We start from the raw sequence: 26,098 nt of genomic DNA, 5'->3' as shown, positions 1-26,098 counted from the left end.
ACCGCCGGGAAGGGGCTTCGTGCCCCCTTCCCGGACCCTGTGTTTATAGATATAGCGGCCTCATGACCGAGCTTGATCACATCCGCAACTTCTCCATCGTGGCCCATATCGACCACGGCAAATCCACGCTGGCCGACCGTCTGATCCAGATGACGGGCACGGTCGCCGCGCGCGACATGAAGGAGCAGCTGCTCGACAGCATGGATATCGAGCGCGAGCGCGGCATCACCATCAAGGCGAACACCGTCCGCATCGAATATCCGGCGAAGGACGGTCAGACCTATATCCTGAACCTGATCGACACCCCCGGACATGTCGACTTCGGTTACGAGGTCAGCCGCTCGATGCGCGCGGTCGAGGGCTCGCTTCTGGTCGTCGATGCCTCGCAGGGCGTCGAGGCGCAGACCCTCGCCAACGTGTATCAGGCGATCGACGCCGGCCACGAGATCGTGCCGGTGCTGAACAAGATCGACCTGCCCGCCGCCGACCCGGATGCCGTCAAGGCCGAGATCGAGGACGTGATCGGCATCGACGCCTCGGATGCGATTCCGATCTCGGCGAAGACCGGCATGGGCATCCCCGACGTGCTCGAGGCGATCGTGAAACGCCTGCCCGCCCCCAAAGGCGACCGCAACGCGCCGCTGAAGGCGATGCTGGTCGATTCGTGGTATGACGCCTATCTCGGCGTCGTCGTGATGATCCGGGTGATGGACGGGGTGATCCGCAAGGGCGACCGCATCAAGATGATGCAGACGGGCGCGATCTACGGCATCGACAAGCTCGCCGTGCTGAAGCCGAGCATGGTCGACATCGCCGAACTCGGGCCGGGCGAGATCGGCGTGTTCACCGCCTCGATCAAGCAGGTGCGCGATACCCGCGTGGGCGACACCATCACCCATGAAAAGAAACCCTGCGACGCGCCGCTGCCGGGCTTCAAGCCGGCACAGCCCGTCGTGTTCTGCGGCCTGTTCCCGGTCGACGCCGCCGATTTCGAGGCCCTGCGCGACGCCATCGAGAAGCTGGCGCTGAACGATGCCTCGTTCAGCTACGAGATGGAGACCTCGGCCGCGCTCGGCTTCGGGTTCCGTTGCGGCTTCCTCGGCCTGCTGCACCTCGAAGTGGTGCGCGACCGGCTGGAACGCGAATACGACCTGAACCTGATCACCACCGCGCCTTCGGTGGTGTTCAAGCTCTACATGAAGGACGGCGAGGTGCGCGAGCTGCACAACCCCGCCGACATGCCCGATCTGACCTATCTCGACCATATCGAGGAGCCGCGGATCGAAGCGACGATCATGGTGCCCGACGAATATCTCGGCGACGTGCTGAAGCTGTGCCAGGACCGGCGCGGCATTCAGGTCAATCTGACCTATGCCGGCACCCGGGCGATGGTGGTCTATGACCTGCCGCTCGCCGAGGTGGTGTTCGACTTCTACGACCGGCTGAAATCGGTCACCAAGGGCTACGCGAGCTTCGATTACCATATCTCGGAGTATCGCGAGGACGACATGGTGAAGATGTCGATCCTGGTGAACGACGAGCCGGTCGACGCGCTGTCGGTGATGGTGCACCGCGCCCGCGCCGAGAGCCGTGGCCGCGCCATGGTCGAGAAGCTCAAGGAGCTGATCCCGCGGCACATGTTCAAGATCCCGATCCAGGCGGCGATCGGCGGCCGGGTGATCGCGCGCGAAACCCTGTCGGCGATGCGCAAGGACGTGACCGCGAAATGCTATGGCGGCGACGCGACGCGAAAGAAGAAACTTCTGGAGAAGCAGAAGGAAGGCAAGAAGAAGATGCGGCAGTTCGGCAAGGTCGAGATCCCGCAATCCGCCTTCATCAACGCCTTGAAGATCGACAGCTGACGAAAAAGAGGGGGCGCTGCCCCCTCTTTGCCCTTTCGGGCAAATTCACCCCCGGGATATTTGTGGAAAGCCGAAAGAGGCGGGCAATCGCGCCTCTCGGCCGCTCCGATCCCGGCGGGCTTGCCTTACATCTTCGCCTGAGCCTTGTTCGCCTCATGCGTCACGGCGCTTCCGGCGTTCTGCATGTCACGCCCGGCGCCCGCGATGGTCTGGCAGGCGGCGAGCGAGGCGAGGGCCAGAGTGGCGATCAGGAATTTGCGCATTTCGGTCTCCGTATCCGTCTTTGATCTGGGGCCGGCGGCACAGCGGCGCGCACCGGCATCGGCCGATGGTTGCCCGAAAGCCAGCCGCTTGCCAAGCCCGACTTTGGCGCCGGAGCGGCCTTGCAACACGGAAGATCCGGCCGGGTACGGCGCGGCAACCGGGCGCGGCTTCTGTTGCTCCGCCGGCGTTTCTGTGCGACAAAGATCGGAACAATCAGACTGGAAGTTCGGAAGATGCAGGATTTCGCCGCGCGCCGCGCCATGATGGTCGACACTCAGGTTCGCCCCAATGACGTGACGAAGTTCCCCGTCATCGCCGCGATGCTGGACATCCCGCGCGAAGAGTTCGTCCCCCCCGCGTTGCGCGAAGCCGCCTATGTCGGCGAGAACCTCCGCATCGGCCGCGACCGCTGGTTGCTGGAGCCGCGCAGCTTCGCCAAGATCCTCGATGCGCTGGACATCCAGCCGGGCGATCTGGTGTTGGATCTGGGATGCGGTCTGGGTTATTCGGCCGCGGTGATGGCGCGGCTGGCCGAGGCGGTCGTGGCCGTCGAGGATGGCGATCTCGCGACGCTGGCCGAGGCAACGCTCGCGCGCATTGGCGCCGACAATGCCGCCGTAGTGCAGGGCGCGCTGAACGCCGGTGCAGCCAAACACGGTCCCTACGATGCCATTGTCATCGAGGGCGGGGTGGAACAGGTGCCCGAAGCGCTGCTCGATCAGCTCAAGGACGGCGGCCGCATCGCCGCGATCTTCATGACCGGCGCGCTTGGCGTGGTGCGGATCGGGCGCAAGTTCGACGGGGCAGTGAGCTGGCGCGATGCGTTCAACGCCGCCGCGCCGGTGCTGCCCGACTTCGCCCGCGAGAAGGAATTCGCGCTCTGACCCCGGGGGCGCCGACACGGGGCCTGTGGCTCCGCGCGACGTCCTGTATCGGAAAGGCTTTGCGCCGGCTGGCCGGGGCCCCGATCCTTGGGGCCCAGATCCTTGGGGCTGCGGCCGTCGGTGCGGTTGTGGTCACACCTGTCTCGGCCGAGACGCTCGCCGATGCGCTGATCTCGGCCTATCGTCAGTCGCATCTGCTGGAGCAGAACCGCGCCACGCTGCGGGCCGCGGATGAGGACGTGGCGCAGGCGGTGGCCGCGCTGCGGCCGGTTCTCGAATGGGCGGCCGGTTACGATTACGGAAAGTCCTATCTTTATGCTGGCTTGCCGCGCGACCGGCAGACCGCCTCGGCACAGCTGCAGGCCTCGGTGACACTGTTCGATTTCGGCCGCCGCCGGATGAACGTCGACATGAAACGCGAGAGCGTTCTGGGCACCCGGGAGGCGCTGCGCATGGTCGAGCAGCAGGTTCTGCTGAGCGCGGTGCAGGCCTATGTCGACGTGCGCGGCACCGCCGCTCAGGTCGCGATCAACCGCGATTCGCTGCGCGCCTGCACCGAAGTCGTCACCGCCACCCGCGCCCGTCTGGCCGTGGGCGACGTGACCCGCACCGATCTCGCTCAGGCCGAAGCCGCCGAGGCCGAAGCCCGCGCCGGCCTGGTTGCGGCCGAGGGCGATCACCGCCTCGCACGCGAGGCCTATCGCGCCGCGGTGGGCCGGCTGCCCGGCACGCTCGCCCCGGTGCCGAAGCTGCCCGGCCTGCCGAAAAGCCTCGACGCGGCGCGCCAGACCGCGCTGCGCAACAACCCCGCAGTCAGGCAGGCGCAGCACATGCTGGCCGTATCCGAAATGGGGATCGACGCCGCCGCGGCGGACCGGCGTCCGACGCTCAGCGCATCGGCCGGATTCCTGAATTACGAAGGCGGGCAACAGACCACACGCGCCGGCATCGCGCTGTCGCAAACGCTTTATTCCGGCGGGCAAAAATCGTCGCTGCACCGTCAGGCCCTGGCCGGGCGCGATGCGGCGCGCGCCGCGCTGCAACAGACCGGGGTGACACTGGCCGAGGATGTGGCGCAGGTCTGGACCCGGATCGAGGTCTATCGCAGCCAGACGGGCGCCTATGACGATCAGGTTCGGGCCGCCGAAGCCGCCTGGACGGGCGGGCGCGAAGAGGCGAAGCTGGGCGCGCGCACCACGCTTGATGTGCTCGACGCCGAACAGACGCTGCTCCGGGCGCGCTCGGACCGGATCGCGGCCGGAGCCAGTCTGGAAGTAGCATATTATCAACTTCTGTCGACTATGGGTCTGTTGACGGCAGAAGACCTCAAGCTCGGAATTCCGACATATGATCCGGCAGCCTATTACAACGCGGTGCAGAACGCGCCATACACGAGCAGCCGTGGCCAGAGCCTCGACCGGGTTCTGCGGGCCATCGGGAAAAAGGAATGACCCCTGCGCGACAAGAGGGCAGAATGCCCGGACCCTTTCAAAGGGCGAAGAGAGGCTGAGATGAACGATTCTGGCAGCAACAACGAGATCGAAGATGTCCTGGCGTCGATCCGGCGTCTGGTGTCGAAGGAGACCACACCGCCGCCGGCAGCGCCCGAATCGTCCCGGGAAGCCCCTGCCCCGGCTGCTGACGAGAACGAATTCCTGGTCCTGACGCCCTCGCAACGCATTTCTCGCCGCGTGGCCGAGGTTGTCGCCGCCCGCGATGCCGCGACGGCGGCGGGGACCGGCTCGCGCGATCTGGCGAATGAGCTGGCCCGGCTCGAATCCTCCATCGCCGAGCTGGAGGCCGTGGTCTCGCCCGCCGCGGCGATTGCGGCTTCGCCCGAGACCGAGGAAGCTCCGTTCATCGAGATGACGGATGACGATCTGATCGAGGAACGCCCTTCGGCGGTCACGCTGGCGTTCCGCTCGTCCTATGCGGCGGAGGCTCTGGAAAAGGCTCAGACGCCTGTGCCGGACGAGGTTCAGGCAACCGTGCAGGAAGAAGGCGCGGCAGAGACCGCGCCGGATGAGGACGCGCCGGATGAGGAGGCTGCGGCCCCCCTCTCGTCCGAGCCCGACGAGATCGTCGACAACGCACCGGAAGAGGGCGCGGTGCCGCGGCACGAGGAACCTTCGCGATCCGCGGACAGCCCGCTGCCTGACGAAGCCTTTGCCACGCCCGAATTCCCGGCGCAGGACGACCTGCCGGACGAGGCCCCTGAAGCGGCTGCGACGGCCGGCCATCCGGCCGATGCCCGTGACGCGGAGCAGGACGCGGAAGACGCATCCACCGACGAGGCTCCGGCCCTCGCGGACGCGGCCGGCGAAACGGTGGCCGCCCTCGAAACCGCACAGGCAGAAGACGAGCCCGACACGGAACAGACGCCGGACATGCTCGCGGAAACATCGGATGCAGCTCACCCCGATGATACCGCGGAGGCTCCGATGCGTCCCACGATCGTGCGGGGCGGCCAACCCGTGCTCCATGACGCAGAGCCCGAGGAAGACGACGACCCGGACGACGAAGCCGTCGCCCCGGCCACGGCGGAAATTGACGAGGACGCATTGCGCCTCATGGTCGCGCAGCTCATTCGAGAGGAGCTGCGCGGCGTTCTGGGCGAACGGATCACCAGCAACGTGCGCAAGCTGGTCCGGCGCGAGATCCAGCGCGCCCTGCGCGATCAGACCCTCGACTGAGGCCGCTCGACACGCCGCAGGCAGCCAGAGCCGGATCGCTGTGACCGGATGGACGGACCGGCCAGCGGTGCGCCTTGCGGAACCGGACAGGCGACCTCCCGGCATGTTTCCCCCGGGCCATTGTCTCCCGGAGAGCGGGACACCGGCACGTCACTGAGGGCGCGTCCCGCCAGGCAACGCGCGCGAACATCTCAGGCCGGACGCTTCAGGCCTGCCTCTTCGCGAGCGGCACAATCTCCCGGGCGGAGGAAGCCAAACGCACGGTCCCGGCCGACGTTACCCCTGGCCGCAGAACCGTCTCTCGCGCATTCCGCCCGGGAAAATGTTCCGGTGAAATCAGTTGGCCATACTCGCCCGGCAAGGGCACAGTCAGGCAGCACTCCGGCCAGACAGACGCCCTCCGAGGGCTGACGAAGCGACGTCGCGACAACCGGACCGGACAGCCCGGGACAAAAGAAAACGCGGTGCGCCAGAGGGACGCACCGCGTTCAGGGTCTCGTGAAAATCCGCTGCCGATCAGGCGGCTTCGGCCTCTTCGGCGGCCATGCGGCGTTCGCTTTCCTCGCGCGACAGCGCAACCGAGGTGCGCACGCCCTTGGAAACAAATTCCATCAACCCGCGCACGACGCGCTCGTTCGGGTCGATGCCGGCGCAGGACAGCACCTCGCGGCCATCGCGCGAGCGCGCCCAACGGGCGATCTGTTCGGGCCCGTTGCCATATTTCTTGTCATCGGCGATCGCATCGTCGAGCGCAGCCAGAACCACGGCCGCAAACAGCTTGCGTGCCCTCTGACCTTGCTCATAGTTGAATGCGGAGCCGTCAACGAAGTCGCGCATTGTTCCGTCCTTGATTATTGCTCTTGCGTCTGCTGGCGTTTCGGTCGTCTACGGCGCTTGACGGGCGATTCGATATGTCCGCAACAGAATGACCGCCATGCAAGCCGTGCATGGCCATTTCTTTTTGCGCTATATGAAATCGCCCCAGCGTCGAGGCCTGTTGGGCTTATATGGACCCACCCCCCTTTGGATCAAGACCCATGTTCGGGAAATTGGTCCGAATGGTTCACAATTTCTTTGCCAGGCATGGGATTTCCGTTGCGGCACGAAGCCGTGCCGGCGAAGGGACGCTTACAGCGGATCGGGGAGGACCTCGGCCTCGCCGGCGCGCAGCGGTCCTTCGGTTCTGTCGAATCGCAGATGCGCGATGGCCCGACCGCCCGACGAGGTGAACAGCGTGCCGACCGGGCGTCCGTCGGCGGTGATCGGCGTGCCCGCCGGCGCCTCTCCGAGCAGCCGCACGCGGGTCAGGCCCTTGCGCAGCTCCGTCTTGTGCTTCATCCGGGCGGTGACCTCCTGCCCGACATAGCAGCCCTTGCGGAAATCGACGCCATGCAGACGCTCGAACCCGGCTTCGAGGATATAGGTCTCGGGCGTCAGCTCGATCCCGGTCTCGGGGATGACATGCTCGACCCGGATCGCGTCCCAGTCGCTGCCGTCGTCGCCCGCCTTCTCGCCATAGAGCCGCCAGCCGAGCGCCGGGTGCCGCGGATCCGCGACCGCACCTTCGGGTGCCGGGCCGGTGCCGCGAAACACCGACAGCCCCGATGGCGCGATGGTCACATCGGCGCGCAGCCGATACATCGACAGCCGTTTCACCACGCCCTCGGCAAGCCCTGCGTCGATGTCGAGGAGGATCGTCTCGCCCTGCGGCACCAGCAGGAAATCTGCCAGATACTTGCCCTGCGGCGTCAAAAGCGCGGCATAGACCGGCCCCTCGGTCAGCCGACGCACGTCGTTGCTGACCAGACCTTGCAGGAAATGCACCCGGTCCGGGCCGGTAATCTCATAGATCTTGCGTGTCATCTTGTGCTCCTGCGGCCGATATGGGGCGCGCGGCTCATTCGACAAGCTGCAGCCGGCACAGATCGGCATAGACGCCGCCTTTGGCGAGCAGCGTGTCATGGGTGCCTTCCTCGGCGACGCGACCCTCGACCACGACGACGATATGATCGGCGTTGCGCACCGTCGACAGCCGGTGCGCGATCACCAGCGTGGTGCGCCCGGCCGAGAGATGATCGAGCGCCTGCGCCACCTTCGCCTCGGACGCGGTATCGAGGGCCGATGTCGCCTCGTCAAGCAGCAGCACCGGCGCATCGCGCAGCACCGCACGCGCGATGGCGACGCGCTGGCGCTGCCCGCCCGACAGCGCCGAGCCCCGCGGCCCCGCCGGACTGTCGAGGCCGAGCGGCATCGCATCGGTGAACTCGGTCACATGCGCAACCGTCAGCGCGGTATTCAGCTGCGCCTCGGAAATGTCGGTGCGGCCGAGCAGGATGTTGTCGCGGATCGTCTCGTCGAACAGCGTCGCATCCTGCGCCACGGTCGAGAACAGCGAGCGCAGCACCCCGAGGTCGAGCGCCGCGACCGACACGCCGCCCACGCTGACCGTGCCGCGATCAGGGTCGACCAGCCGGGTCAGCAGGTTGAACACCGTCGACTTGCCCGCCCCCGAGGGGCCGACGAGCGCGGTGGTCTTGCCGGCCTCGGCGGTGAAGCTCAGCCCGCGCAGCACCGGCTTGTCGCCATAGCTCAGCCACACGTCGTCGAGGCGCACCTCCATCGTCGCGGGGCGTGCGGCGGGGGTATCGGGGCTGCGCACCTCGGGGGTGATGTCGAAAACGCGATAGACGCGTTCGAGGCTCGCGGCCGCGGTCTGCCAGGTGCCGGCGAGCCCGCCCAGACGGCGCAGCGGCTGGAAGGCCAACGACATGGCGGTGAAGAAGGACATGAATTCGCCGACGCTGCGCCGCCCTTCGGCGATCTCGTGGCCGCCCAGAACCAGCACCGCGAAGAAGCCGAAGCCCGTCACCACGTCGATCAGCGCGGGGATCATGCTCTGGATCGCGGCCATCTTGACCATCGCCTTGCGGATATGGCCGACAAGCCCCGAGAACCGCCGCATCTGATAGTCTTCCAGCCGGTTCAGCTTCACCGCGGCGATGCCGTGGAAGATCTCGTCGAGGCGGGTGGCGCGGTCGCTCGACTGCGCGCGCATCTGCCGGGTCTTCTTGCGGATGTAGCGCTGCGCGATCAGCGTCGGCATGATCAGCAACGGCGCGCCGATCAGCGCCGCCAGCGTCCAGCGCGGGTCGATGGCGATAGCCACGCCGAACAGCGACACCAGCGCCACGACATCGCGCCCGGCGCCGGTGATGAAGGTCGACCACACGCCCTGCACCGCCAGCGTGTCGCCCTGCACCCGCTCGATCAGCGCGCCGGGCGGGTTTTGCTGGAAGAACGACTGATCGAGCGTCAGGATATGGCGCACCAGATCCACCTGCATCGCCGAGGACGTCGCCTGCGCCACCGCCGACAGCATCCAGCGCGAGCACACCGAAGTCATCGCCCGGATCAGGAACAGTCCGAAGATCGCGCCGCCCACCAGCCACAGCATATGGATCTGGCCGTCGACGAACACCTTGTCGAACAGTGGTTTGATGATCCAGCTCAGCGCGCCGAGCGTCGATCCCTCGATCACCATCAGCACCGCCGCGACCACCATCTTCGGCCAGTGCCGGCTGAGATAGCCACGCCACAGCCGCACGAACAGCGGGCCCGAGGCATAGGTCTTGTCAGAGCTGATCTCGGTCCGGGGCACGGGCATCCTTTGGCGAAAATACGTCCCTGCGATCTAGCGCGAAGTGCCCCGCCGGGCAAGGCCGCCCCGATTCGGCCGGCGTTTTGTGCCCGATACAGCCCCGCCATTGACCGGCATCCGGGGGCGCTCTAGGCCAAGGGGCATAATCACAACAGTTTCCGGAGCCGATGATGTCGCTTTCGCAGGGCCGTTCCTATCTTGCCATTCCCGGGCCCTCGGCCATGCCGGACCGCGTTCTCGCCGCCATGCACCGCCCCGCCCCCAACATCTACGAGGGCGCTCTGGTCACGACGACCGAAACCATCGTCGCCAAGCTGAAGCGCATCGCCTTCAGCACCCGGCATGTCGGCATTTACATCGGCAACGGCCATGCGCTGTGGGAAGCGGCGATCTCGAACCTGTTCTCGCGCGGAGACAAGGCTCTGTCGCTGGCGACCGGGCAGTTCGGGCTGAACTGGGCGCGTCATGCCGGTGCCATGGGCGTCGCCGTCGAAACCCTCGATTTCGGTCTGAAGTCCCCGGTCGATCCGGCCCGGGTCGAGGCCGCTCTGCGCGCCGACAAATCCCACGAAATCAAAGTGGTGCTGCTGACCCATCTGGACACCGCGACCTCGGTTCTGAACGATGTGGCGGCGGTGCGCGCGGCCATCGACGCGGCGGGCCATCCGGCGCTTCTGGCGGTCGACTGCATCGCCTCGCTCGGCTGCGACGAATTCCGCTTCGACGACTGGGGCGTCGACGTGATGGTCGCGGCCAGCCAGAAGGGGCTGATGGTGCCGCCGGGCGTGGGCTTCATCTGGCTGTCGGACAAGGCCGTGGCGCGCTCGAAGACCAGCGACCTGCGCACACCCTACTGGGACTGGACGCAGCGGATCGCGCCCGATTACTTCTATCAGTATTTCGCCGGCACCGCGCCGACGCATCATCTGCTCGGCCTCGCCGAGTCGCTGACGATGATCCTCGACGAGGAGGGGATCGACCATGTCTGGGCCCGGCACAAGGCGCTGGCCGCGATGGTCTGGGCGGCGTTCGACGCCTGGGGCCGGGGCGGCGACATCGCGCTGAACATCGCGGACCCGGCGCATCGCGGCCATTCGGTGACCGCGGCACGGATCGGCAACGGCGGTGCCGACCGGCTGCGTTCCTGGCTGGAAACCGAGGCCGGGGTCACGCTTGGCATCGGGCTCGGGATGGCGGAACCGGGCACGCCCGAGGCGGCGGACTTCCTGCGCGTCGCCCATATGGGGCATGTCAACGCGCATATGACGCTCGGCGTTCTGGCGACGATGGAGGCCGGGCTTACCGCGCTCGACATCCCGCACGGGGCGGGCGCTCTCGATGCGGCAGCGGCGGTTTGTGCGGCGGCCTGCGCGAAAGGGTAAGATCAGGCGGGCGGCAGCGCAGGGGAAACGCCGCCGCCCGCACGACCGCCGGGGTCAGGGGGACATTGCCCCGCCGGTCGTTTCGTCCCGGGCCGTGCGCGTGCGGCCCGATACCGATACGCCTCAGGGCGCGTCGTGGTCCTTCAGCCAGCCTTCCAGCCAGTCAAGTTCGGTCTGGCGCTGCGCGATGATCGTCTCGGCCAGCTTGCGCACATCCGGGTCGTCGCCATAATCGCGCGCCACCCGGGCCATCGCGATGGCGCCTTGCTGCATCGGGATCATCGCCCGCACGAAGTCGATATCGGCATCGCCCGTGAAGTCGATGGCAAGCGCGTCGCGCGTGCGCTGCAGATCATGCGCGATGGCACTGGTCGAGGGGGCGGCGTCGGCGGTCGCAGAGGCATCCGCCATCCGCACATTGGCATCGGGCTGAGGGCTGCTGCCACCGGCCCGCGCGGCACATGCCACCGCCACCGCCAGCGGCGTGAGCAGGGCGATACGGCGGGTCCGGTCGATATGAGTCATCTCTGGGTCTCCTGTCCTTGACCGGGGCATAGACCCGGGACGGGACAGGCGGCAAATCACCACTCGGCGACAGCGCCGTGAGGCGCGCGTGCGCGGGCCACGCGCACAGGAGCCTCAGCCGAGGCGGGCGCGTGCCCGGTCGAGCGCGCCCGGAAGCGCCGCGGCGAAGGCCTCCATCTCGGGTTCCGGCCCGCAAGACACACGGATGCAGCGGTCCTGCGGCGCGACGCCCGGCATCCGCACGAAGATGCCGGCGCCGGTCAGCTCTTCCAGCACGGCGCGGGCGAAGGTGCCGTCGCGGCCGCAGTCGATGGCGACGAAATTGGTGGCCGAGGGCAGTGCGCTCAGCCCGTTCTCGGCCGCGATCTCGCCGATCCGGTCGCGCGAGGCGGCGATCAGCCGGCGCATGTAGGCCTGCCAGGTCTTGTCCTGCAATGACGCCAGCGCCCCGGCCTGAGAGATCCGGCTCATGCCGAAGTGATTGCGGATCTTGTCGAAGGCGGCGATCAGCGGCTTCGCCCCGATGGCATAGCCGACGCGCGCCCCGGCCATCCCGTGCGCCTTCGAGAAGGTGCGGAACCGGATCACCCGCGGATCGTCGGCCGGGATCGCGGGCGCGGTGCCCTCGGGGGCGAGGTCGACATAGGCCTCGTCGAGCACCAGAAGCGCGCCCTCGGGCACCTGTTCGACCATGCGCAGGATGGTTTCGCCCGGATGGGCCGAGGCCATCGGATTGTCCGGATTGGCGATATAGATCAGCTTCGGCCCGACCTGCTTCGCGAGCGCGATCAGCGCGTCGGGGTCCTCGTGATCGCCCTTGTAAGGCACTTTGTGCAGCTCACCGCCATAGCCCGCGACGTGGAAATTGAACGTCGGATAAGCGCCTTCCGAGGTCACCACCCGGTCGCCCGGCGCGATCACCAACCGCACCAGATAGCCCAGAAGCCCGTCGATCCCCTCGCCCACGACGATATTCGCCGGATCGCAATCGTGCTTTTCGGCCAATGCCTTGCGCAGATCGTGGTTCTCCGGATCGCCGTATTTCCAGACCTCGCCGGCCGCCGCCGCCATCGCGGCGATGGCGCGCGGGCTCGGCCCGAAGCCGTTCTCGTTCGCCCCGAGGCGGGCGGCGAAAGGATGGCCCATGCGCCGCTCCTGCGTCTCGGGCCCGACGAAGGGCACGGTCGAGGGGAGGCTGTCGATCAGCGGGGTGTAGCGCGGTCCGGTCATGGCACCAACTCGTTTGTCCTGCGCGCGGGGGGGAACGCCCCCCCGCGCCGATGCGGATGCCCGGCCCCCGAGGGCGCCGGGCCCGTGGCTCAGCCCAGCTCGGCCAGACGGCGCAGCGCGGCCCCGACCTTCGCGGCCTCGTCCTCGCGCGCGGCGAGGTTCTCGCGGGCTTCCTCGATCGCTTCCTCGGCGGCATTGGCGATGAACTTCGGATTGTCGAGCCGCCCCTTCAGGCCGCCGATCTCCTTCGAGAGCTTCGCCAGCGCCTTGTCGAGACGCGCCTTCTCGGCCGCGACGTCGATCACGCCCTGCAGCGGCAGGCCGAACAGCGCGCCCTGAACCGGGATCGAGATCGCCCCCTTCGGAATCCCGCCCTCGGTGATCGAATCGATCCGCGCCAGACGGAAGATCAGCGCCTCGTTGCGGCCGAAGGCGGCCTTCGCCTCGGCATCGGCCTCGGCCAGCACCATCGGCAGCTTCAGCCCGGCCGGCACGCCCATCTGCGCGCGCGAGGAGCGGATCGCCTCGATCAGGTCGATCACCCAGTTCATCTCGCGGTCGGCCTGGGCATCGACCAGTTCAAGGCCGTAGGTCGGCCAGTCGCCATGCACCAGCATCTTGCTGCGCTCGCCGGTCAGGCTCCACAGCTCTTCGGTGATGAAGGGCATGATCGGGTGCAACAGGGTGTAGCACTGATCGAGCACCCACCGCATGGTCTGGCGGGTTTCGGCGGCGTCCTCGGTGTCGAACAGGGGCTTGGCGAATTCGACATACCAGTCGCAGACCTTGCCCCAGACGAAGGCGTAAAGCGCATTCGCCGCGTCGTTGAAGCGGTAGCTCTCGAAGGCCGCATCGACGATCTCGCGCACCTTGGCGGTCTCGCCGACGATCCAGCGGTTCACCGTGTTCTTGGGCTGCGGGATGCCGGCGACGGGGGCCTCGAACACGCCGTTCATCTCGGCGAAGCGGGTGGCGTTCCAGATCTTGGTGCCGAAGTTGCGATAGCCCGCGATGCGGTCCGTCGACAGTTTCAGCACGCCGCCGATCGCCGCCATCGAGGCGTTGGTGAAGCGCAGCGCATCCGCCCCGAACTCGTCGATGATCAGCAGCGGGTCGATCACGTTGCCCTTGGTCTTCGACATCTTCTGCCCCTTCTCGTCGCGGACGAGCTGGTGCAGGTAGACGGTGTGGAACGGCACCTCGCCGGTGACGGCAAGCTGCATCATCATCATCCGGGCGACCCAGAAGAACAGGATGTCGAAGCCGGTCACCAGAACGTCGGTCGGGAAGTATTTCTTCAGTTCCGGCGTCTGCTCCGGCCAGCCGAGCGTGCCGATCGGCCACAGACCCGAGCTGAACCAGGTATCCAGCACGTCGTGATCGCGCCACACCGGATAGACCAGAACCGTCGGATCCTGCGAGACGTTGTATTCGGCAAGGCTGGCCGCGAAGGTCTCGACCGCGGCCTTCTTGTCCGCGACCTCGATCACCCGCGCATGGCTGAGCGGCACCGGCAGCGCCGCCAGCGCGTCGAGGAACTTCTCCTTCACCGCGTCGAAGCCCGGCGCGCAGTGATGCACCACGTCGCGATGCACCAGATGCTCGGTCACCAGCAGGCGGCCGATCTCGACCTCATCGAGCGCGCCGTCGCCCTCGTCGTCGCGGAAGCCGCGCTCGGCGAGATCGAGGCCATACCACACCGGGATCTGATGGCCCCACCACAGCTGGCGGCTGATGCACCAGGGTTCGATGTTCTCGAGCCAGTGGAAATAGGTCTTCTCGCCGGCCTCGGGCATGATGACGGTATCGCCGTTGCGCACCGCGTCGAGTGCCTTGCCGACGATCTTCTCGGCATCGACGAACCACTGATCGGTCAGCATCGGCTCGATCACCACCTTCGAGCGGTCGCCGAAAGGCTGCATGATCGGCTTGTTCTCGACCAGCGGGATCAGCGCGGGCTGGCCCTCTTCGTCGGCCTTCGGGTTGGCGACCATGACGGCCAGACCTTCCTCGGTGACCGCCTCGACCACGGCCTTGCGGGCCTCGTAACGGTCGAGGCCGCGCAGCTCGTCGGGGACGAGGTTCAGGCTGTCGACTTCGGTCTCGGTGAAGCTGTCGCCCTTCGCAAGCTGCGCCGCCCGCTTCGCCGAAGCCTCGTAATCCAGCCCGTCCACACGCATGTGGGCGCGGGTGTCGAGCAGACGATACAGCGGCAGCCCGGCGCGCTTCGCGACCTGATAGTCGTTGAAATCATGCGCGCCGGTGATCTTCACCGCGCCCGAGCCGAAGGTCGGATCGGGATAGGGGTCGGCGATGATCGGGATCTGGCGGCGGAATTCCTTCGGACCGACCGGGATCTCGCAGAACTTGCCGACGAGGGCGGCGTAACGCTCGTCATCGCCGTTCACCGCGACCGCGCCGTCGCCGAGCATGGTCTCGGGGCGCGTCGTGGCGATCGAGATGTAGTCGCGCACTTCCTCGAAGGTGACGTTGCCGTCCTCGTCCTTCTCGCGGTAGACATAGGTCTGCCCACCGGCGAGCGGATATTTGAAGTGCCACATGTGGCCGGCGACCTCGGTGCTCTCGACCTCGAGGTCGGAGATCGCGGTCTCGAAATGGGGGTCCCAGTTGACGAGACGCTTGCCGCGATAGATCAGGCCCTTGTCATACATGTCGACGAAGACCTTGATGACCGCATCATGGAAGTTGCCTTCCTCGCCCGCGGGCGCACCCGGCGCGCCCGACATGGTGAAGGCGTTGCGCGACCAGTCGCAGCTGGAGCCCAGACGCTTCAGCTGCCCGACGATGGTCGAGCCGTATTTGCCCTTCCATTCCCAGACCTTCTTGAGAAATTCCTCGCGGCCGAGTTCGGTGCGCGAGGGCTGACCGGTCCTGGCGAGTTCCTTCTCCACCATCATCTGGGTGGCGATGCCGGCATGGTCCTGACCGGGCTGCCACAGCGTGTCGAAGCCGCGCATCCGGTGCCAGCGGACGAGGATGTCCTGGACGGTATTGTTGAACGCATGGCCGACATGGAGCGCGCCGGTCACGTTGGGCGGCGGGATCATGATGCAGAACGTCTCGGGGCGCGACGCGTTCGCGCCTGCCTTGAAGGCGCCGGCCTCTTCCCATTTCGCATAGATCCGAGGCTCGGCCTCGCGCGCGTCGAAGGTCTTTTCCATCGTCATCGGTCTGTCCTTTCCGGGCTTGAGGCTGTTTAGCGCGCCGACTCCCCAAGGAAAAGCCTTTCCCGCGCTGCGTGGGGCGCTGCCCCACACCCCGGGATATTTGGGGCGAATCGAAAGGGGAAGGCGGAACCTCCGGCGCCCCTTTCGCTTTGCCGAAAATATCCCGGGGGTGAGGGCCAAAGGCCCGAGGGGGCAGAGCCCCCTCCTTCCTGCCGGCTGCGGCAGAGCCCCTGGCCTCAGGCGTCGAGTTCGCGCAGCATCCGTTCCGCCGCGTCGGACGCCGCCATGCGCCCGCCCGCGACCTCGGCGCCGAGACGCGCCATCTTCGCCCGGATCGCCGGATCGCGCGTCAGCCGCGCCAGCAGCCCCTCGCGGACCTCGGCCTCGAACCAGTTGCGCGCCTGCTCGGCCCGGTTGGATACGAAAAACCCGTTGTCGCGCCGCCATGCGGCGAGTGTCTGCATCTCCTCCCAGGCGGATTTCAGGCCTTCTTCCGCCAGTGCCGAGACCGGCAGCGCCTTCGGAAATCCCTCGGGATCGTAGGGGCGCTTGCGCAAGAGACGCAGCGCGCCCGCGTAATCGCTGACCGTGCGCATCGCCGCGGGCTTCAGATCGCCGTCGGCCTTGTTTACCAGGATCATGTCGGCCATTTCCATGATGCCGCGCTTCACGCCCTGCAGCTCGTCGCCGCCCGCCGGCGCCATCAGCAGGATGAACAGATCGGTCATCTCGGCGACCAGCGTCTCGGACTGGCCGACGCCGACCGTCTCGATCAGCACCACATCGAACCCCGCCGCCTCGCACAGCGCCACCGCCTCGCGGGTGCGCCGCGCCACACCGCCCAGATGGGTCTGGCTGGGCGAGGGCCGGATGAACGCCAGAGGATCGCGCGACAGCCGTTCCATCCGCGTCTTGTCGCCGAGGATCGAGCCCCCCGATCGCGCCGAGGACGGATCGACCGCCAGCACCGCCACCTTCAGCCCCTGCCCGGTCAGCATCATGCCGAAGGCCTCGATGAAGGTCGACTTGCCCACCCCCGGCGTGCCCGACAGCCCGATGCGCAGCGCCTGACGTCCGGCTTTCGCCACCTCGGCCAGCAGCGCCACCGCCTGCGCCCGGTGATCCGCCCGCCCCGATTCGACCAGCGTGATCGCCCGCGCCAACGCCCGGCGCTCTCCCGACAGGATGCGCTCGGCCAGCCCCTCACCGGCAGATGTGGCGGTTTTCGTCTCGGTCGTCATCGTCATCGGCGGGCCTTCGCTGATCCGCGGCGGGCCTGACGGGATTGCCGGCCCTCCTCCCCTCGTTTCGATTTGATGCCCCGCCGCGACAGGCTATGTCCAGAGAGAACCACCCGACGGAGGCCACCTTGCGCCTGTTCCCTTACGCCCGTTTCGCCGCACTCGCCTGCATGGCCCTGAGCAGCGCCGCCCTGCCCTCCACCCCCGCCCATGCCGATCAGAGCGACCGGATCGTGTTCCGCTTCTCGCTCGCCGGTTTGCCGGCCGGAGAGCTGCGCATCGACGGCAAGATCGCGGGCAGCGGCTATGCGGCAAGCGGCTCCGTCGCGACAACGGGCCTGTTCGGCGCACTGTCGCGCATCCGCTACGATGCGACCGTGCAGGGCCGCCACGACGGCGCGGGCTTTCACCCCATCGAGTTCAACGAAACCGCCACCCGCGGATCGCGCAACGTCACCTATCGCATGGTGTTTCGCGACGGCACGCCGGTCTCGGTCAGCCAGACGCCGGCGCGCAAGCCGCGTTCGACAGATGTCGACCCGCGCGCGCAGGGCGGCACCATCGACCCGCTCACCGCGCTTTACGCCGTGCTGCGCGATGTCGACAAAAGCGAGGCCTGCACCCTCTCGGTCTACATGTTCGACGGCACGAAGCGCAGCCATGTGGGCCTTGGCAAGCCCGCGCCCACCCCGGACGGCGGGGTGACCTGCGCGGGCGACTATCGCCGCATCGGCGGCTTCTCGGCGAAGGAGATGGCCGACAAGAGCGTCTTCCCCTTCACCCTGACCTATGCCCCCGCGCCCGAACCCGGCCGGCTGCGTGTGGTGTCGATCGTCACCGACACCATCCTTGGCAAAGGCCGCCTGACACGGCAATAAGGCGCGATGCCCGAGACCCTTCCCATAGACGCCGCTCTGCCCGAGCTGACCGCCGCGCTCGCCCGCGCCGGCCGTGCCGTGCTGATGGCACCGCCCGGCGCCGGCAAGACCACGCGGGTGCCGCTTGCGCTGCTGGACCGGGTGCAGGGCCGCATCGTCATGCTGGAGCCGCGCCGCCTTGCCGCCCGCGCCGCGGCCGAGCGCATGGCCGAAACCCTGGGCGAAACGGCCGGCGACACCGTCGGCTACCGCATCCGCGGGGAGGCGAAGACCTCGCGCCGCACCCGCATCGAGGTGGTCACCGAAGGCATCCTGACCCGAATGCTGCAATCCGATCCCGGCCTCGACGGCATCGGCTGCCTGATCTTCGACGAATTCCACGAGCGCAGCCTGAACGCCGATCTCGGCCTCGCCCTCGCCTGGGAGGCGCGCTCGGCCCTGCGGCCGGACCTTCAGATCGTGGTGATGTCGGCGACGCTCGACGCCCAGCCGGTGGCGGAGCTGCTCGACGACGCGCCCATCGTGATTTCCGAGGGCCGCGCCTTCCCGGTGGAAACCCGCTGGCTCGGCCGTCCGGTCGCCCCGGGAATGCGGATCGAGGCCGCGACCGCCGGCCTCGTCGAACAGGCGATGGCCGAGACGACGGGCGGCGTCCTCGTCTTCCTGCCCGGCGAGGCCGAGATCCGCCGCACCGAGGCGCTCCTCGCCCCCCGCCTCGGCCCCGATGTGCAGATCCGCCCGCTGTTCGGCGCGATGGATTTCGCCCGCCAGCGCGCGGCCCTCGCCCCGGTAGTCCGCGGGCGCAAGGTGGTTCTGGCGACCTCCATCGCCGAGACCTCGCTCACCATCCCTGACATCCGCGTCGTCGTCGATGCCGGCAGGGCGCGGCGGCTGCGCTTCGATCCGGCCTCGGGCATGGCGCGTCTGGTGACCGAGCGCGTCAGCCGCGCCGAGGCCGAGCAACGCCGCGGGCGCGCCGGGCGCGTGGCCGAGGGCACCTGTTACCGGCTGTGGACCAAGGGAGAGGAAGGCGCGCTGCCGGGCTTCGCCCCGCCCGAGATCGCGGTGGCCGATCTGACGGGCCTCGCGCTCGAACTCGCGCTGTGGGGATCGGACGGGGCGGACCTCGCCTTTCTGACGCCGCCGCCGGCGCCGGCACTCGCCGAGGCGCGCGCGCTGCTGACCGAGCTTGGCGCGCTGGAGAACGGGCGGATCACCGATCACGGCCGCGCGCTCGCGGCGCTGCCGCTGCATCCGCGGCTGGCGCATATGCTGATCCGCGCGGGCAAGGCGGGGGCGCGGCTCGCCGCCCTGCTCGGGGAGCGCGACCCGCTGCGCGGTGCGCCCGCCGATCTGACCCTGCGTCTCGCCGCCATCGCCGATCCCGCGCGGTTCGAGAGCGCCCATCCCTGGCCGCCCCATCGCGGCACCATCGAGCGCATCCGCACCGAGGCCGCGCGTCTGGCGAAACTGGTCCCCCGGGGCCAGGACGAGGCGCTGTCCGTCGCGCAGATGGCGGCCCTCGCCTATCCCGACCGGATCGGCCTGCGCCGCGAGGGCGAGGCACCGCGCTTCGTTCTGTCGGGCGGCAAGGGCGCTATCGCGACCGAGGCAGATCCGCTCGGCGCGATGCGGCTGATCGTGGCGACCGACCTCGACGGCGACCCGCGCGAGGCGCGGATCCGGCAGGGCATCGCGATTTCAGAAGCCGAGCTGCGCGCGCTGTTCGGGGACCGGATCGACTGGGTGGAGATCTGCGAATGGTCGCGCCGCGACGGCCGCGTCGTCGCGCGGCGGCAGGAACGCTTCGGCGCGCTGGTGCTCAACGACCGTCATTGGCCCGAGGCGCCGAAAGCCGCGATGGCGAAAGGGGCGCTCGACGGGCTGCGCCAGATCGGGCTGACGCTCTCGCCCGCGGCCGAGCGCTTCCGCACCCGCGTCGCGCTGATCGAGGACATGCCGGATCTGTCCGACACCGCGCTTCTCGCGGGCGACACCCTGCTGCCCTGGCTGACCGGCAAGCGCAGCGAGGCCGATCTGCGCCCGCTCGATCTGACGGAGGCGCTGCGCGCGATGCTCGACTGGGGCCAGATGGAGCGCCTCGACCGGCTGGCGCCGTCGCATTACGTCACGCCGCTCGGCCGGCGGGTGCCGATCGACTATGACGGCGGCGTGCCCTCGATCGAGGTGCGCCTGCCCGAGATGTATGGCGTCAGCGCGCATCCGACCGTGGGGACGCGGCGGTTGCCGCTGCGCATCAGCCTGCTGTCTCCGGGCGGCAAGCCGATCCAGGTGACGAGGGATCTGCCCGGCTTCTGGGATGGCAGCTACGCCGAGGTCCGCAAGGAGATGCGCGGCCGCTATCCCCGCCACCCCTGGCCCGAGAACCCGCGCGAGGCCGACCCGACCACCCGGGCGAAGCCCCGCGGCACCTGAGCCGGGCCTTTCCGCGCCGGCATCCCCCGCGCGAACCGAACTGAGACTGGATTCCCGGCCCCGTCCGTGGCATCCCACGGACCGAACACGATACGCCCCGGTTACCACATACGAGGAAGCGATGAGCGAGACCGATACCGACATTGCCACCCTGTCCTTCGAACAGGCGATGAAAGAACTGGAAGGCGTGGTCAGCCAGCTCGAACGCGGCGAGGTCGCGCTCGATCAGTCGATCCGGCTTTACGAGCGCGGCGCCAAGCTGAAGGAGCATTGCGCGCGTCTGCTCAAGGATGCCGAGGAGCGGGTCGAGAAGATCACCCTCGGCGCCGATGGCGCGCCCACCGGCACCACCCCGGTCGAAGGTCTGTGATGTTCGCTGCACGTCTCGCCGAGGTTCAGGACAGCGCGGCCGCGGCCCTTCAGGCCGCCATCGCGCGCCAGCCCGCGGGAGAGCTGCGCGACGCGATGGCCTATGCGGCACAGGGCGGCAAGCGGCTGCGCGCCTTTCTGGTGCTGGAATCGGCCGCTCTGTTCGGGTTGGGCGAGGCGCAGGCCATGCCCGCCGCCGCCGCGGTCGAGGCGCTGCACGCCTATTCTCTGGTCCATGACGACCTTCCGGCGATGGACGACGACGACCTGCGCCGCGGTCAGCCGACGGTGCATGTGAAATTCGGCGAGGCGACGGCGATCCTCGCAGGCGACGCGCTGCAGACGCTGGCCTTCGGGCTGTGCACCGATGCCGCGCTCGGCCCGCATCGGGTCGAACTGGTGGCGGCGCTGGCGCAGGCCTCGGGCGCGGCGGGGATGGTCTATGGCCAGATGCTCGACATCGCGGCCGAGACGGCGGCGGAACCGCTCGACCTCGCGGCGATCACCCGGTTGCAGGCGGGCAAGACCGGGGCGCTGATCTCTTTCGCGGCCGAGGCCGGGGCGATCCTCGCCGGTGCCGACCGTGCGCCGCTTGCCGCCTATGCCCGTGCCCTCGGGCTGGCGTTCCAGATCGCCGACGATATTCTCGATGTCACCGGCGACGAGGCGGCGGCGGGCAAGCGGCTCCACAAGGATGCCGAGGCCGGCAAGGCCACCTTCGTCTCGCTTCTGGGCCTCGACGGTGCCCGCGCCCGTGCCGCCGAGCTGGCGGCCGAGGCCGAGGCGGCGCTTGCGCCCTATGGCGAAAAGGCCGAAACCCTGCGCGCCGCGGCGCGCTACGTGATCGCGCGCGACAACTAGGCAGGTCCCGATGAGCCAGCATCCGAACACCCCGATCCTCGACCGCGTGCATCTGCCCTCGGACCTCAAGGGGCTGAGCGATGCCGAGCTGAAGAAGCTCGCCGCAGAGCTGCGCGCCGAGACGATCTCGGCGGTGTCGGAGACCGGCGGGCATCTGGGGGCGGGGCTTGGCGTCGTCGAGCTGACGGTGGCGCTGCACGCGGTGTTCGACGCGCCGCGCGACAAGATCGTCTGGGATGTCGGCCATCAGGCCTATCCGCACAAGATCCTGACCGGCCGGCGCGACCGCATCCGCACGATCCGGATGAAGGGCGGGCTGTCGGGGTTCACCAAGCGCTCCGAAAGCCCCTATGACGCCTTCGGCACCGGGCACAGCTCGACCTCGATCTCGGCCGCGCTCGGCTTTGCGATGGGGCGCGAGTTGGGGGCGGAGACGGGCGACGCCATCGCGGTGATCGGCGACGGCGCGATGACCGGCGGCATGGCCTTCGAGGCGCTGAACCACGCCGGCCATCTCGGCAAGCGGCTGTTCGTGGTGCTGAACGACAACGAGATGTCGATCGCCCCGCCGGTGGGGGCGCTGTCGGCCTATCTGACGCGGCTTTATTCCGAATCGGCGATGCAGGATCTGAAGGCCGTGGCCAAGGGGGCGGTCAGCCTGCTGCCCGGCCCGTTCCAGCAAGGCGCCAAGCGCGCCAAGGAGCTGCTGAAGGGCATGGCGATCGGCGGCACGATGTTCGAGCAGCTCGGCTTCACCTATGTCGGGCCGGTCGATGGCCATGACCTCGACACGCTGTTGCCGCTGCTGCGCACGCTCAAGGCGCGCGCGACCGGCCCGGTGCTGATCCATGCGCTGACCCAGAAGGGCAAGGGCTACGCCCCGGCCGAGGCCCGCGCCGACAAGGGCCATGCCACCGCGCGTTTCGATGTCGAGACCGGCAAGCAATACAAGGCCCCCTCGAACGCGCCGAGCTACACCCGCGTCTTCGCCGAGAGCCTGATCCGCGAGGCGGAGCGCGACGACCGCATCGTCGCCGTCACCGCCGCCATGCCCGACGGCACCGGCCTGAACCTCTTCGCCGAGCGCTTCCCGCGCCGCTGCTTCGACGTCGGCATCGCCGAGCAGCACGCGGTGACCTTCTCGGCCGGGCTCGCCGCCTCGGGGATGAAGCCGTTCTGCGCGATCTACTCGACCTTCCTGCAGCGCGGTTACGACCAGATCGTGCATGACGTGGCGATCCAGCGGCTGCCGGTGCGCTTCGCCATCGACCGCGCCGGGCTGGTCGGCGCCGATGGCGCGACCCATGCCGGGGCCTTCGACGTGGGGTTCATGTCCTCGCTGCCCGGCATGGTGGTGATGGCCGCCGCCGACGAGGCGGAGCTCGTGCACATGGTCGCCACCGCCGCCGCCCATGACGAGGGGCCGATCGCCTTCCGCTATCCCCGCGGCGAAGGCACCGGGGTCGATCTGCCCGAACGCGGCATCCCGCTGGAGATCGGCAAGGGCCGGATCGTCGCCGAGGGGGCGCGGGTCGCGATCCTCAGCTTCGGCACGCGTCTGTCCGAAGTCATGGCCGCGCGCGAGGCGCTGGCCGCCCGCGGGCTGGCGCCCACGGTGGTCGATGCGCGCTTCGCCAAGCCCCTCGACACCGATCTGATCCTGCGCCTGGTCGCCGAGCACGAGGCGCTGATCACCATCGAGGAAGGCGCCATCGGCGGTTTCGGCAGCCATGTGGCGCAGTTCCTGGCCGAGCAGGGCGTGTTCGACCGCGGCTACAAGTTCCGCGCGATGGTGCTGCCCGATACGTTCATCGACCATGCCTCGCCCGCCGACATGTATGCGACGGCCGGGATGAACGCCCCCGACATCGAGGCGAAGGTGCTGGAGGTTCTGGGCGTCGCGCTGGCCCGCCGGGCCTGAGGGCGGGATTATTCCGCCTCGGGCGGGCTCAGCAGCCCTTCGGCGACCAGCCGCGCCGCCCATTCGCTTGCCCCGCGGGCGGAGTCGAGCGGGAAGGTGAAGGTCTTCCAGCCACGCGCGGCGGCGGCGGCGATATTGTCCTCGCGATCATCGGCGAACAGCAGATCGGCGCCGGAAAACCCGGTCTCGCGCTCAACCAGCTCATAAATCGCGGGATCGGGCTTCGCGAGGCCGAGATGCCCCGACACGAAAGCCCGGTCGAATTCGCGCAGGAAGGGATATTCGACCAGCGCCGTCTGAAACGTGTCCACGCCGAAATTCGACAACGCGAAGACCGGCACCCCGCGCGCCCGCAGCGCGCGCAGCAGCCGCACCGAGCGCGCGATCTCGGGCGAGGCCATGCGAATCCAGTCGTCATGCCACATCAAAATCTCGGCGCGCCATTTCGGGTGGCGCTCGGCGAGGGCGAGGACGGTTTCGCGAAACGGCGCACCCAGATCGACCGCGGCGTTCATCGCACTCAGATCGACCTCGGCGAACAGCGCCTCGCGGCGCGCGCGCGGCATCACCCGGTCGTAATGCCGTTCCGGGCGCCATTCGATCAGCACATTGCCGATGTCGAAGATGACCGCCCGGGCCATGCTTATCGCGCCTCTTTCAGCGCGGCCCGCACCAGCCGGTCCAGCGCGTCGAGGAAATGCGACCGGTCCGCCTTCGAGAACGGTCGCCCGCCGCCTTGCCGGAACGGATCGGCCGAGCGCAGATCCGCCATCAGATCGCGGGTCGCCAGAACGTTGCCGATATTGGCGGGCGTCAGCACCTCGCCATCGGGGCGCATCACCCGCGCGCCGGCCGCCACGCATTTCGCGGCCAGCGGAATGTCATTCGTCACCACCACATCGCCCGGCCCGGCGCGTTCCGCGATATGGCGATCGGCGACGTCGAGGCCCTCGGGCACGTAGACCATGCTGACGAGCGGATTGGCCGACGGCCTCAGCCCGCCGTTCGACACGAAGCTGATCGGCTGCGAGAGGCGGGTGGCGACCCGCTCGGCCTCGGCCTTGACCGGGCAGGCATCGGCGTCGATCCAGATCATCGCCGCCCCTAGCCGGCACCGATCATCATGCCGGCGAGGAACACCAGCGCACCGCCGATGACCACCTGCACGATGGCGCGCAGCACCGGCGTTTCCATGAAGCGGTGCTGGATCCAGGTGATCGCCCACAGCTCGCAGAACACCACGATCATCGCGATGGTGGTCGCGGTCCAGAAATCCGGGATCAGGTAGGGCAGCGCATGGCCAAGTCCGCCGATCGCCGTCATCACCCCCGAGGCAATGCCGCGCTTGATCGGGCTGCCGCGCCCCGAGATCACGCCGTCGTCATGCGCCGCCTCGGTGAAGCCCATCGAGATGCCGGCACCGGTGGCCGCGGCCAGACCGACGAGCAGCGTGGTATGGGTGTTCTGCGTGGCGAAAGCGGTCGCGAAGATCGGCGCCAGCGTCGAGACGGACCCGTCCATCAACCCCGCCAGACCCGGCTGCACCCAGGTCAGGATGAACTGACGATAGGCGGCGCGGTCTTCCTTGGCGCGGACCTCCTCGGGGAGGTTTTCCTCGGTCAGCTCATGGGCGCGCTGCTCGTGGCCATGCTCGGCCGCGGCCAGATCGCCGAGCAGCTTGCGCGTGCCCGCGTCCGAGGTGTGCTGCGCCGCGCGGGTGTAGAACTCGCCCGCCTGACGCTCCATCTCCTCGGCCTCGCCGCGCATCGCGTCGAGCGACAGCGTGTCGGCCAGCCAGATCGGCTTGCGCGCGTAATAGCCCGCCACATGCTCGCGCCGGATCAGCGGCACCACCTCGCCGAAGCGGCGGCGGTGTTCCTCGATCAGACGGCGGCGGTGCTCGTCTTCCTCGAGCGCCATGCCGTCGAAGATCTTCGCCGAGGCCGGATAATCCTTGCGCAGCTTCTCGGCATAGGTGCGGTAGATGCGCGCGTCATCCTCCTCGGAGGAAATCGACAGCGCGAGAACTTCCTGTTCGGACAGGTCGGAGAAGCGGCGGCGAGAGCCGAAGTCGGGGATCATCGGGAACCCTTGTTTTAGAATGATTCCAAATTAGCCGCCCGGCCCCGCCGGGTTCAAGCCCTTTCAGCCGAGCGCGGCGATCTGGCGCGCCAGTGTCGCGACGGCGCGCGACTGCGCCGCGGCGATGGCGGCGGGGCCGCTGCCCTGAATCGGTTCCGCGATGTCGAAACGGCGCACCGTGTCACCGCCGTCCGCGCTGACGTAATAGCTGCCGCTGAGCCGCACGGTATTGTCCGCGGCAGCGAGCATCCGGTCCACCCGCACCTCGATCTGACGCGCGGGCGGGGTGCTCAGCGGCCAGGGCTCGGCGATCACCCGCGCGCCAGACACCTCGGAGATCTGGCTCGCCAGCGCCAGCGTCACCGCGCGGCGCGGATCGTCGGCCCAGACCTGACGCGCATCGGTCCGCACCGCGCCGTCGGCGGTCTGGAAGGCAATCTCCTGATCGGCGGCATATTGCGGCAAGGACACCTCGCGCAGCACCGCCGAGCCGATCTTGTCGGGCATCGAGCGCGCGGCCGGGGCCGGGTCGATCTGATAGCGCTCGGTCTTCGAGGCGCTGGAACAGGCCGAGATCGCGGCGACCGCGCTCAGCATCGCGAGGGAAAGGGTCCGGGTTTTCAT

General features: G+C 68.4%; 22 protein-coding genes. 10 read left to right on the top strand and 12 right to left on the bottom strand.

What is annotated here, in order from left to right:
* The first annotated feature begins 62 nt into the window (after positions 1-62).
* Complete coding sequence (gene lepA, locus CG50_RS04705) at positions 63-1,862, top strand: translation elongation factor 4 (RefSeq protein WP_036635653.1); 1,800 nt, start codon at positions 63-65, stop codon at positions 1,860-1,862.
* Between the two features lie 125 nt (positions 1,863-1,987).
* Here the strand turns inward: lepA and CG50_RS16470 are convergent, their stop codons facing one another.
* Positions 1,988-2,125: an entericidin A/B family lipoprotein gene (locus tag CG50_RS16470; protein ID WP_081880277.1), complete on the bottom strand. Its 138-nt coding sequence runs from the start codon at positions 2,123-2,125 to the stop codon at positions 1,988-1,990.
* 234 nt (positions 2,126-2,359) lie between these two features.
* Between CG50_RS16470 and CG50_RS04700 the strand changes: the two genes are divergently transcribed.
* The 3 genes from CG50_RS04700 to CG50_RS04690 are packed head-to-tail and all read left to right on the top strand — an operon-like array spanning position 2,360 to position 5,703.
* Positions 2,360-3,010 carry a protein-L-isoaspartate O-methyltransferase family protein gene (locus CG50_RS04700; RefSeq protein ID WP_036635651.1) on the top strand — a complete coding sequence of 217 codons (651 nt, stop codon included), beginning with the start codon at positions 2,360-2,362 and terminating at the stop codon, positions 3,008-3,010.
* Positions 3,011-3,069: 59 nt separating this feature from the next.
* Complete coding sequence (locus tag CG50_RS04695; protein ID WP_036635649.1) at positions 3,070-4,461, top strand: TolC family outer membrane protein; 1,392 nt, start codon at positions 3,070-3,072, stop codon at positions 4,459-4,461.
* A gap of 60 nt (positions 4,462-4,521) precedes the next feature.
* Entirely contained in the window at positions 4,522-5,703 is a 1,182-nt protein-coding gene (locus CG50_RS04690) for a hypothetical protein (RefSeq protein ID WP_036635646.1), read from the top strand.
* Between the two features lie 516 nt (positions 5,704-6,219).
* On the opposite strand, the gene CG50_RS04685 is transcribed toward CG50_RS04690, so the two are convergent.
* The 3 genes from CG50_RS04685 to CG50_RS04675 all read right to left on the bottom strand — a co-directional run bounded on the left by CG50_RS04685 (position 6,220) and on the right by CG50_RS04675 (position 9,367).
* Complete coding sequence (locus CG50_RS04685; protein ID WP_036635644.1) at positions 6,220-6,540, bottom strand: DUF6280 family protein; 321 nt, start codon at positions 6,538-6,540, stop codon at positions 6,220-6,222.
* 291 nt (positions 6,541-6,831) lie between these two features.
* Positions 6,832-7,566 carry a CAF17-like 4Fe-4S cluster assembly/insertion protein YgfZ gene (gene ygfZ, locus CG50_RS04680; RefSeq protein ID WP_036635642.1) on the bottom strand — a complete coding sequence of 245 codons (735 nt, stop codon included), beginning with the start codon at positions 7,564-7,566 and terminating at the stop codon, positions 6,832-6,834.
* 34 nt (positions 7,567-7,600) lie between these two features.
* Positions 7,601-9,367 carry an ABC transporter ATP-binding protein gene (locus tag CG50_RS04675; protein ID WP_152559423.1) on the bottom strand — a complete coding sequence of 589 codons (1,767 nt, stop codon included), beginning with the start codon at positions 9,365-9,367 and terminating at the stop codon, positions 7,601-7,603.
* 164 nt (positions 9,368-9,531) lie between these two features.
* Between CG50_RS04675 and CG50_RS04670 the strand changes: the two genes are divergently transcribed.
* Positions 9,532-10,743, top strand: a complete 1,212-nt coding sequence (locus CG50_RS04670; RefSeq protein WP_036635638.1) for a pyridoxal-phosphate-dependent aminotransferase family protein — start codon at positions 9,532-9,534, stop codon at positions 10,741-10,743.
* Between the two features lie 123 nt (positions 10,744-10,866).
* Here CG50_RS04670 and CG50_RS04665 read toward each other — a convergent pair whose 3' ends face one another.
* From CG50_RS04665 to meaB, 4 genes are all read right to left on the bottom strand, one after another.
* Positions 10,867-11,268 (bottom strand): DUF305 domain-containing protein, encoded by a 402-nt coding sequence (locus CG50_RS04665; protein WP_036635634.1) that lies wholly within the window; start codon positions 11,266-11,268, stop codon positions 10,867-10,869.
* 114 nt (positions 11,269-11,382) lie between these two features.
* Complete coding sequence (locus tag CG50_RS04660) at positions 11,383-12,498, bottom strand: pyridoxal phosphate-dependent aminotransferase (RefSeq protein ID WP_036635632.1); 1,116 nt, start codon at positions 12,496-12,498, stop codon at positions 11,383-11,385.
* A gap of 89 nt (positions 12,499-12,587) precedes the next feature.
* A complete protein-coding gene (locus CG50_RS04655) occupies positions 12,588-15,686 on the bottom strand; it encodes a valine--tRNA ligase (protein ID WP_036635629.1) in 3,099 nt (1,032 codons plus the stop codon).
* Positions 15,687-15,922: 236 nt separating this feature from the next.
* Positions 15,923-16,927: a methylmalonyl Co-A mutase-associated GTPase MeaB gene (gene meaB, locus CG50_RS04650; protein ID WP_051909528.1), complete on the bottom strand. Its 1,005-nt coding sequence runs from the start codon at positions 16,925-16,927 to the stop codon at positions 15,923-15,925.
* A gap of 95 nt (positions 16,928-17,022) precedes the next feature.
* Between meaB and CG50_RS04645 the strand changes: the two genes are divergently transcribed.
* The 5 genes from CG50_RS04645 (at position 17,023) to dxs (ending at position 23,392) form a co-directional block, all read left to right on the top strand.
* Positions 17,023-17,805, top strand: a complete 783-nt coding sequence (locus CG50_RS04645) for a DUF3108 domain-containing protein (RefSeq protein WP_051909501.1) — start codon at positions 17,023-17,025, stop codon at positions 17,803-17,805.
* A gap of 6 nt (positions 17,806-17,811) precedes the next feature.
* Complete coding sequence (gene hrpB, locus CG50_RS04640; RefSeq protein ID WP_036635628.1) at positions 17,812-20,241, top strand: ATP-dependent helicase HrpB; 2,430 nt, start codon at positions 17,812-17,814, stop codon at positions 20,239-20,241.
* Between the two features lie 121 nt (positions 20,242-20,362).
* The gene (locus CG50_RS04635; protein WP_036635626.1) at positions 20,363-20,611 is read left to right on the top strand and encodes an exodeoxyribonuclease VII small subunit; all 249 of its coding nucleotides are present in this window, start codon (positions 20,363-20,365) and stop codon (positions 20,609-20,611) included.
* Positions 20,611-21,471, top strand: a complete 861-nt coding sequence (locus CG50_RS04630) for a polyprenyl synthetase family protein (protein WP_036635625.1) — start codon at positions 20,611-20,613, stop codon at positions 21,469-21,471. The genes CG50_RS04635 and CG50_RS04630 overlap by 1 nt, the downstream gene beginning before the upstream one ends.
* Before the next feature lie 10 nt (positions 21,472-21,481).
* Positions 21,482-23,392, top strand: a complete 1,911-nt coding sequence (dxs, locus tag CG50_RS04625; protein WP_036635623.1) for a 1-deoxy-D-xylulose-5-phosphate synthase — start codon at positions 21,482-21,484, stop codon at positions 23,390-23,392.
* Between the two features lie 8 nt (positions 23,393-23,400).
* On the opposite strand, the gene CG50_RS04620 is transcribed toward dxs, so the two are convergent.
* The 4 genes from CG50_RS04620 to CG50_RS04605 all read right to left on the bottom strand — a co-directional run bounded on the left by CG50_RS04620 (position 23,401) and on the right by CG50_RS04605 (position 26,098).
* Complete coding sequence (locus CG50_RS04620; protein WP_036635622.1) at positions 23,401-24,033, bottom strand: HAD family hydrolase; 633 nt, start codon at positions 24,031-24,033, stop codon at positions 23,401-23,403.
* Between the two features lie 2 nt (positions 24,034-24,035).
* Complete coding sequence (locus tag CG50_RS04615) at positions 24,036-24,488, bottom strand: YaiI/YqxD family protein (RefSeq protein WP_036635620.1); 453 nt, start codon at positions 24,486-24,488, stop codon at positions 24,036-24,038.
* Between the two features lie 8 nt (positions 24,489-24,496).
* Complete coding sequence (gene mbfA, locus CG50_RS04610; RefSeq protein ID WP_036635618.1) at positions 24,497-25,474, bottom strand: iron exporter MbfA; 978 nt, start codon at positions 25,472-25,474, stop codon at positions 24,497-24,499.
* 63 nt (positions 25,475-25,537) lie between these two features.
* Entirely contained in the window at positions 25,538-26,098 is a 561-nt protein-coding gene (locus CG50_RS04605) for a PqiC family protein (protein WP_036635616.1), read from the bottom strand.

Source organism: Paenirhodobacter enshiensis, from assembly GCF_000740785.1.
GTDB classification, from domain to species: domain Bacteria; phylum Pseudomonadota; class Alphaproteobacteria; order Rhodobacterales; family Rhodobacteraceae; genus Rhodobacter; species Rhodobacter enshiensis.
Note: the sequence above shows the minus strand (reverse complement) of the source record. Positions and strands in the feature narration are given on the sequence as shown.

What these genes read in the sequence shown, in the direction of transcription:
- CG50_RS04605 (WP_036635616.1), bottom strand. Translation starts at nt 26,098, where the DNA reads ATGAAAACCCGGACCCTTTCCCTCGCGATGCTGAGCGCGGTCGCCGCG.
- hrpB (WP_036635628.1), top strand. Translation starts at nt 17,812, where the DNA reads ATGCCCGAGACCCTTCCCATAGACGCCGCTCTGCCCGAGCTGACCGCC.
- CG50_RS04620 (WP_036635622.1), bottom strand. Translation starts at nt 24,033, where the DNA reads ATGGCCCGGGCGGTCATCTTCGACATCGGCAATGTGCTGATCGAATGG.
- CG50_RS04635 (WP_036635626.1), top strand. Translation starts at nt 20,363, where the DNA reads ATGAGCGAGACCGATACCGACATTGCCACCCTGTCCTTCGAACAGGCG.
- lepA (WP_036635653.1), top strand. Translation starts at nt 63, where the DNA reads ATGACCGAGCTTGATCACATCCGCAACTTCTCCATCGTGGCCCATATC.
- CG50_RS04645 (WP_051909501.1), top strand. Translation starts at nt 17,023, where the DNA reads ATGTCCAGAGAGAACCACCCGACGGAGGCCACCTTGCGCCTGTTCCCT.
- CG50_RS04655 (WP_036635629.1), bottom strand. Translation starts at nt 15,686, where the DNA reads ATGACGATGGAAAAGACCTTCGACGCGCGCGAGGCCGAGCCTCGGATC.
- CG50_RS16470 (WP_081880277.1), bottom strand. Translation starts at nt 2,125, where the DNA reads ATGCGCAAATTCCTGATCGCCACTCTGGCCCTCGCCTCGCTCGCCGCC.
- CG50_RS04700 (WP_036635651.1), top strand. Translation starts at nt 2,360, where the DNA reads ATGCAGGATTTCGCCGCGCGCCGCGCCATGATGGTCGACACTCAGGTT.
- CG50_RS04685 (WP_036635644.1), bottom strand. Translation starts at nt 6,540, where the DNA reads ATGCGCGACTTCGTTGACGGCTCCGCATTCAACTATGAGCAAGGTCAG.
- CG50_RS04675 (WP_152559423.1), bottom strand. Translation starts at nt 9,367, where the DNA reads ATGCCCGTGCCCCGGACCGAGATCAGCTCTGACAAGACCTATGCCTCG.
- CG50_RS04630 (WP_036635625.1), top strand. Translation starts at nt 20,611, where the DNA reads ATGTTCGCTGCACGTCTCGCCGAGGTTCAGGACAGCGCGGCCGCGGCC.
- dxs (WP_036635623.1), top strand. Translation starts at nt 21,482, where the DNA reads ATGAGCCAGCATCCGAACACCCCGATCCTCGACCGCGTGCATCTGCCC.
- CG50_RS04615 (WP_036635620.1), bottom strand. Translation starts at nt 24,488, where the DNA reads ATGATCTGGATCGACGCCGATGCCTGCCCGGTCAAGGCCGAGGCCGAG.
- meaB (WP_051909528.1), bottom strand. Translation starts at nt 16,927, where the DNA reads ATGACGACCGAGACGAAAACCGCCACATCTGCCGGTGAGGGGCTGGCC.
- CG50_RS04665 (WP_036635634.1), bottom strand. Translation starts at nt 11,268, where the DNA reads ATGACTCATATCGACCGGACCCGCCGTATCGCCCTGCTCACGCCGCTG.
- ygfZ (WP_036635642.1), bottom strand. Translation starts at nt 7,566, where the DNA reads ATGACACGCAAGATCTATGAGATTACCGGCCCGGACCGGGTGCATTTC.
- CG50_RS04690 (WP_036635646.1), top strand. Translation starts at nt 4,522, where the DNA reads ATGAACGATTCTGGCAGCAACAACGAGATCGAAGATGTCCTGGCGTCG.
- CG50_RS04670 (WP_036635638.1), top strand. Translation starts at nt 9,532, where the DNA reads ATGTCGCTTTCGCAGGGCCGTTCCTATCTTGCCATTCCCGGGCCCTCG.
- mbfA (WP_036635618.1), bottom strand. Translation starts at nt 25,474, where the DNA reads ATGATCCCCGACTTCGGCTCTCGCCGCCGCTTCTCCGACCTGTCCGAA.
- CG50_RS04660 (WP_036635632.1), bottom strand. Translation starts at nt 12,498, where the DNA reads ATGACCGGACCGCGCTACACCCCGCTGATCGACAGCCTCCCCTCGACC.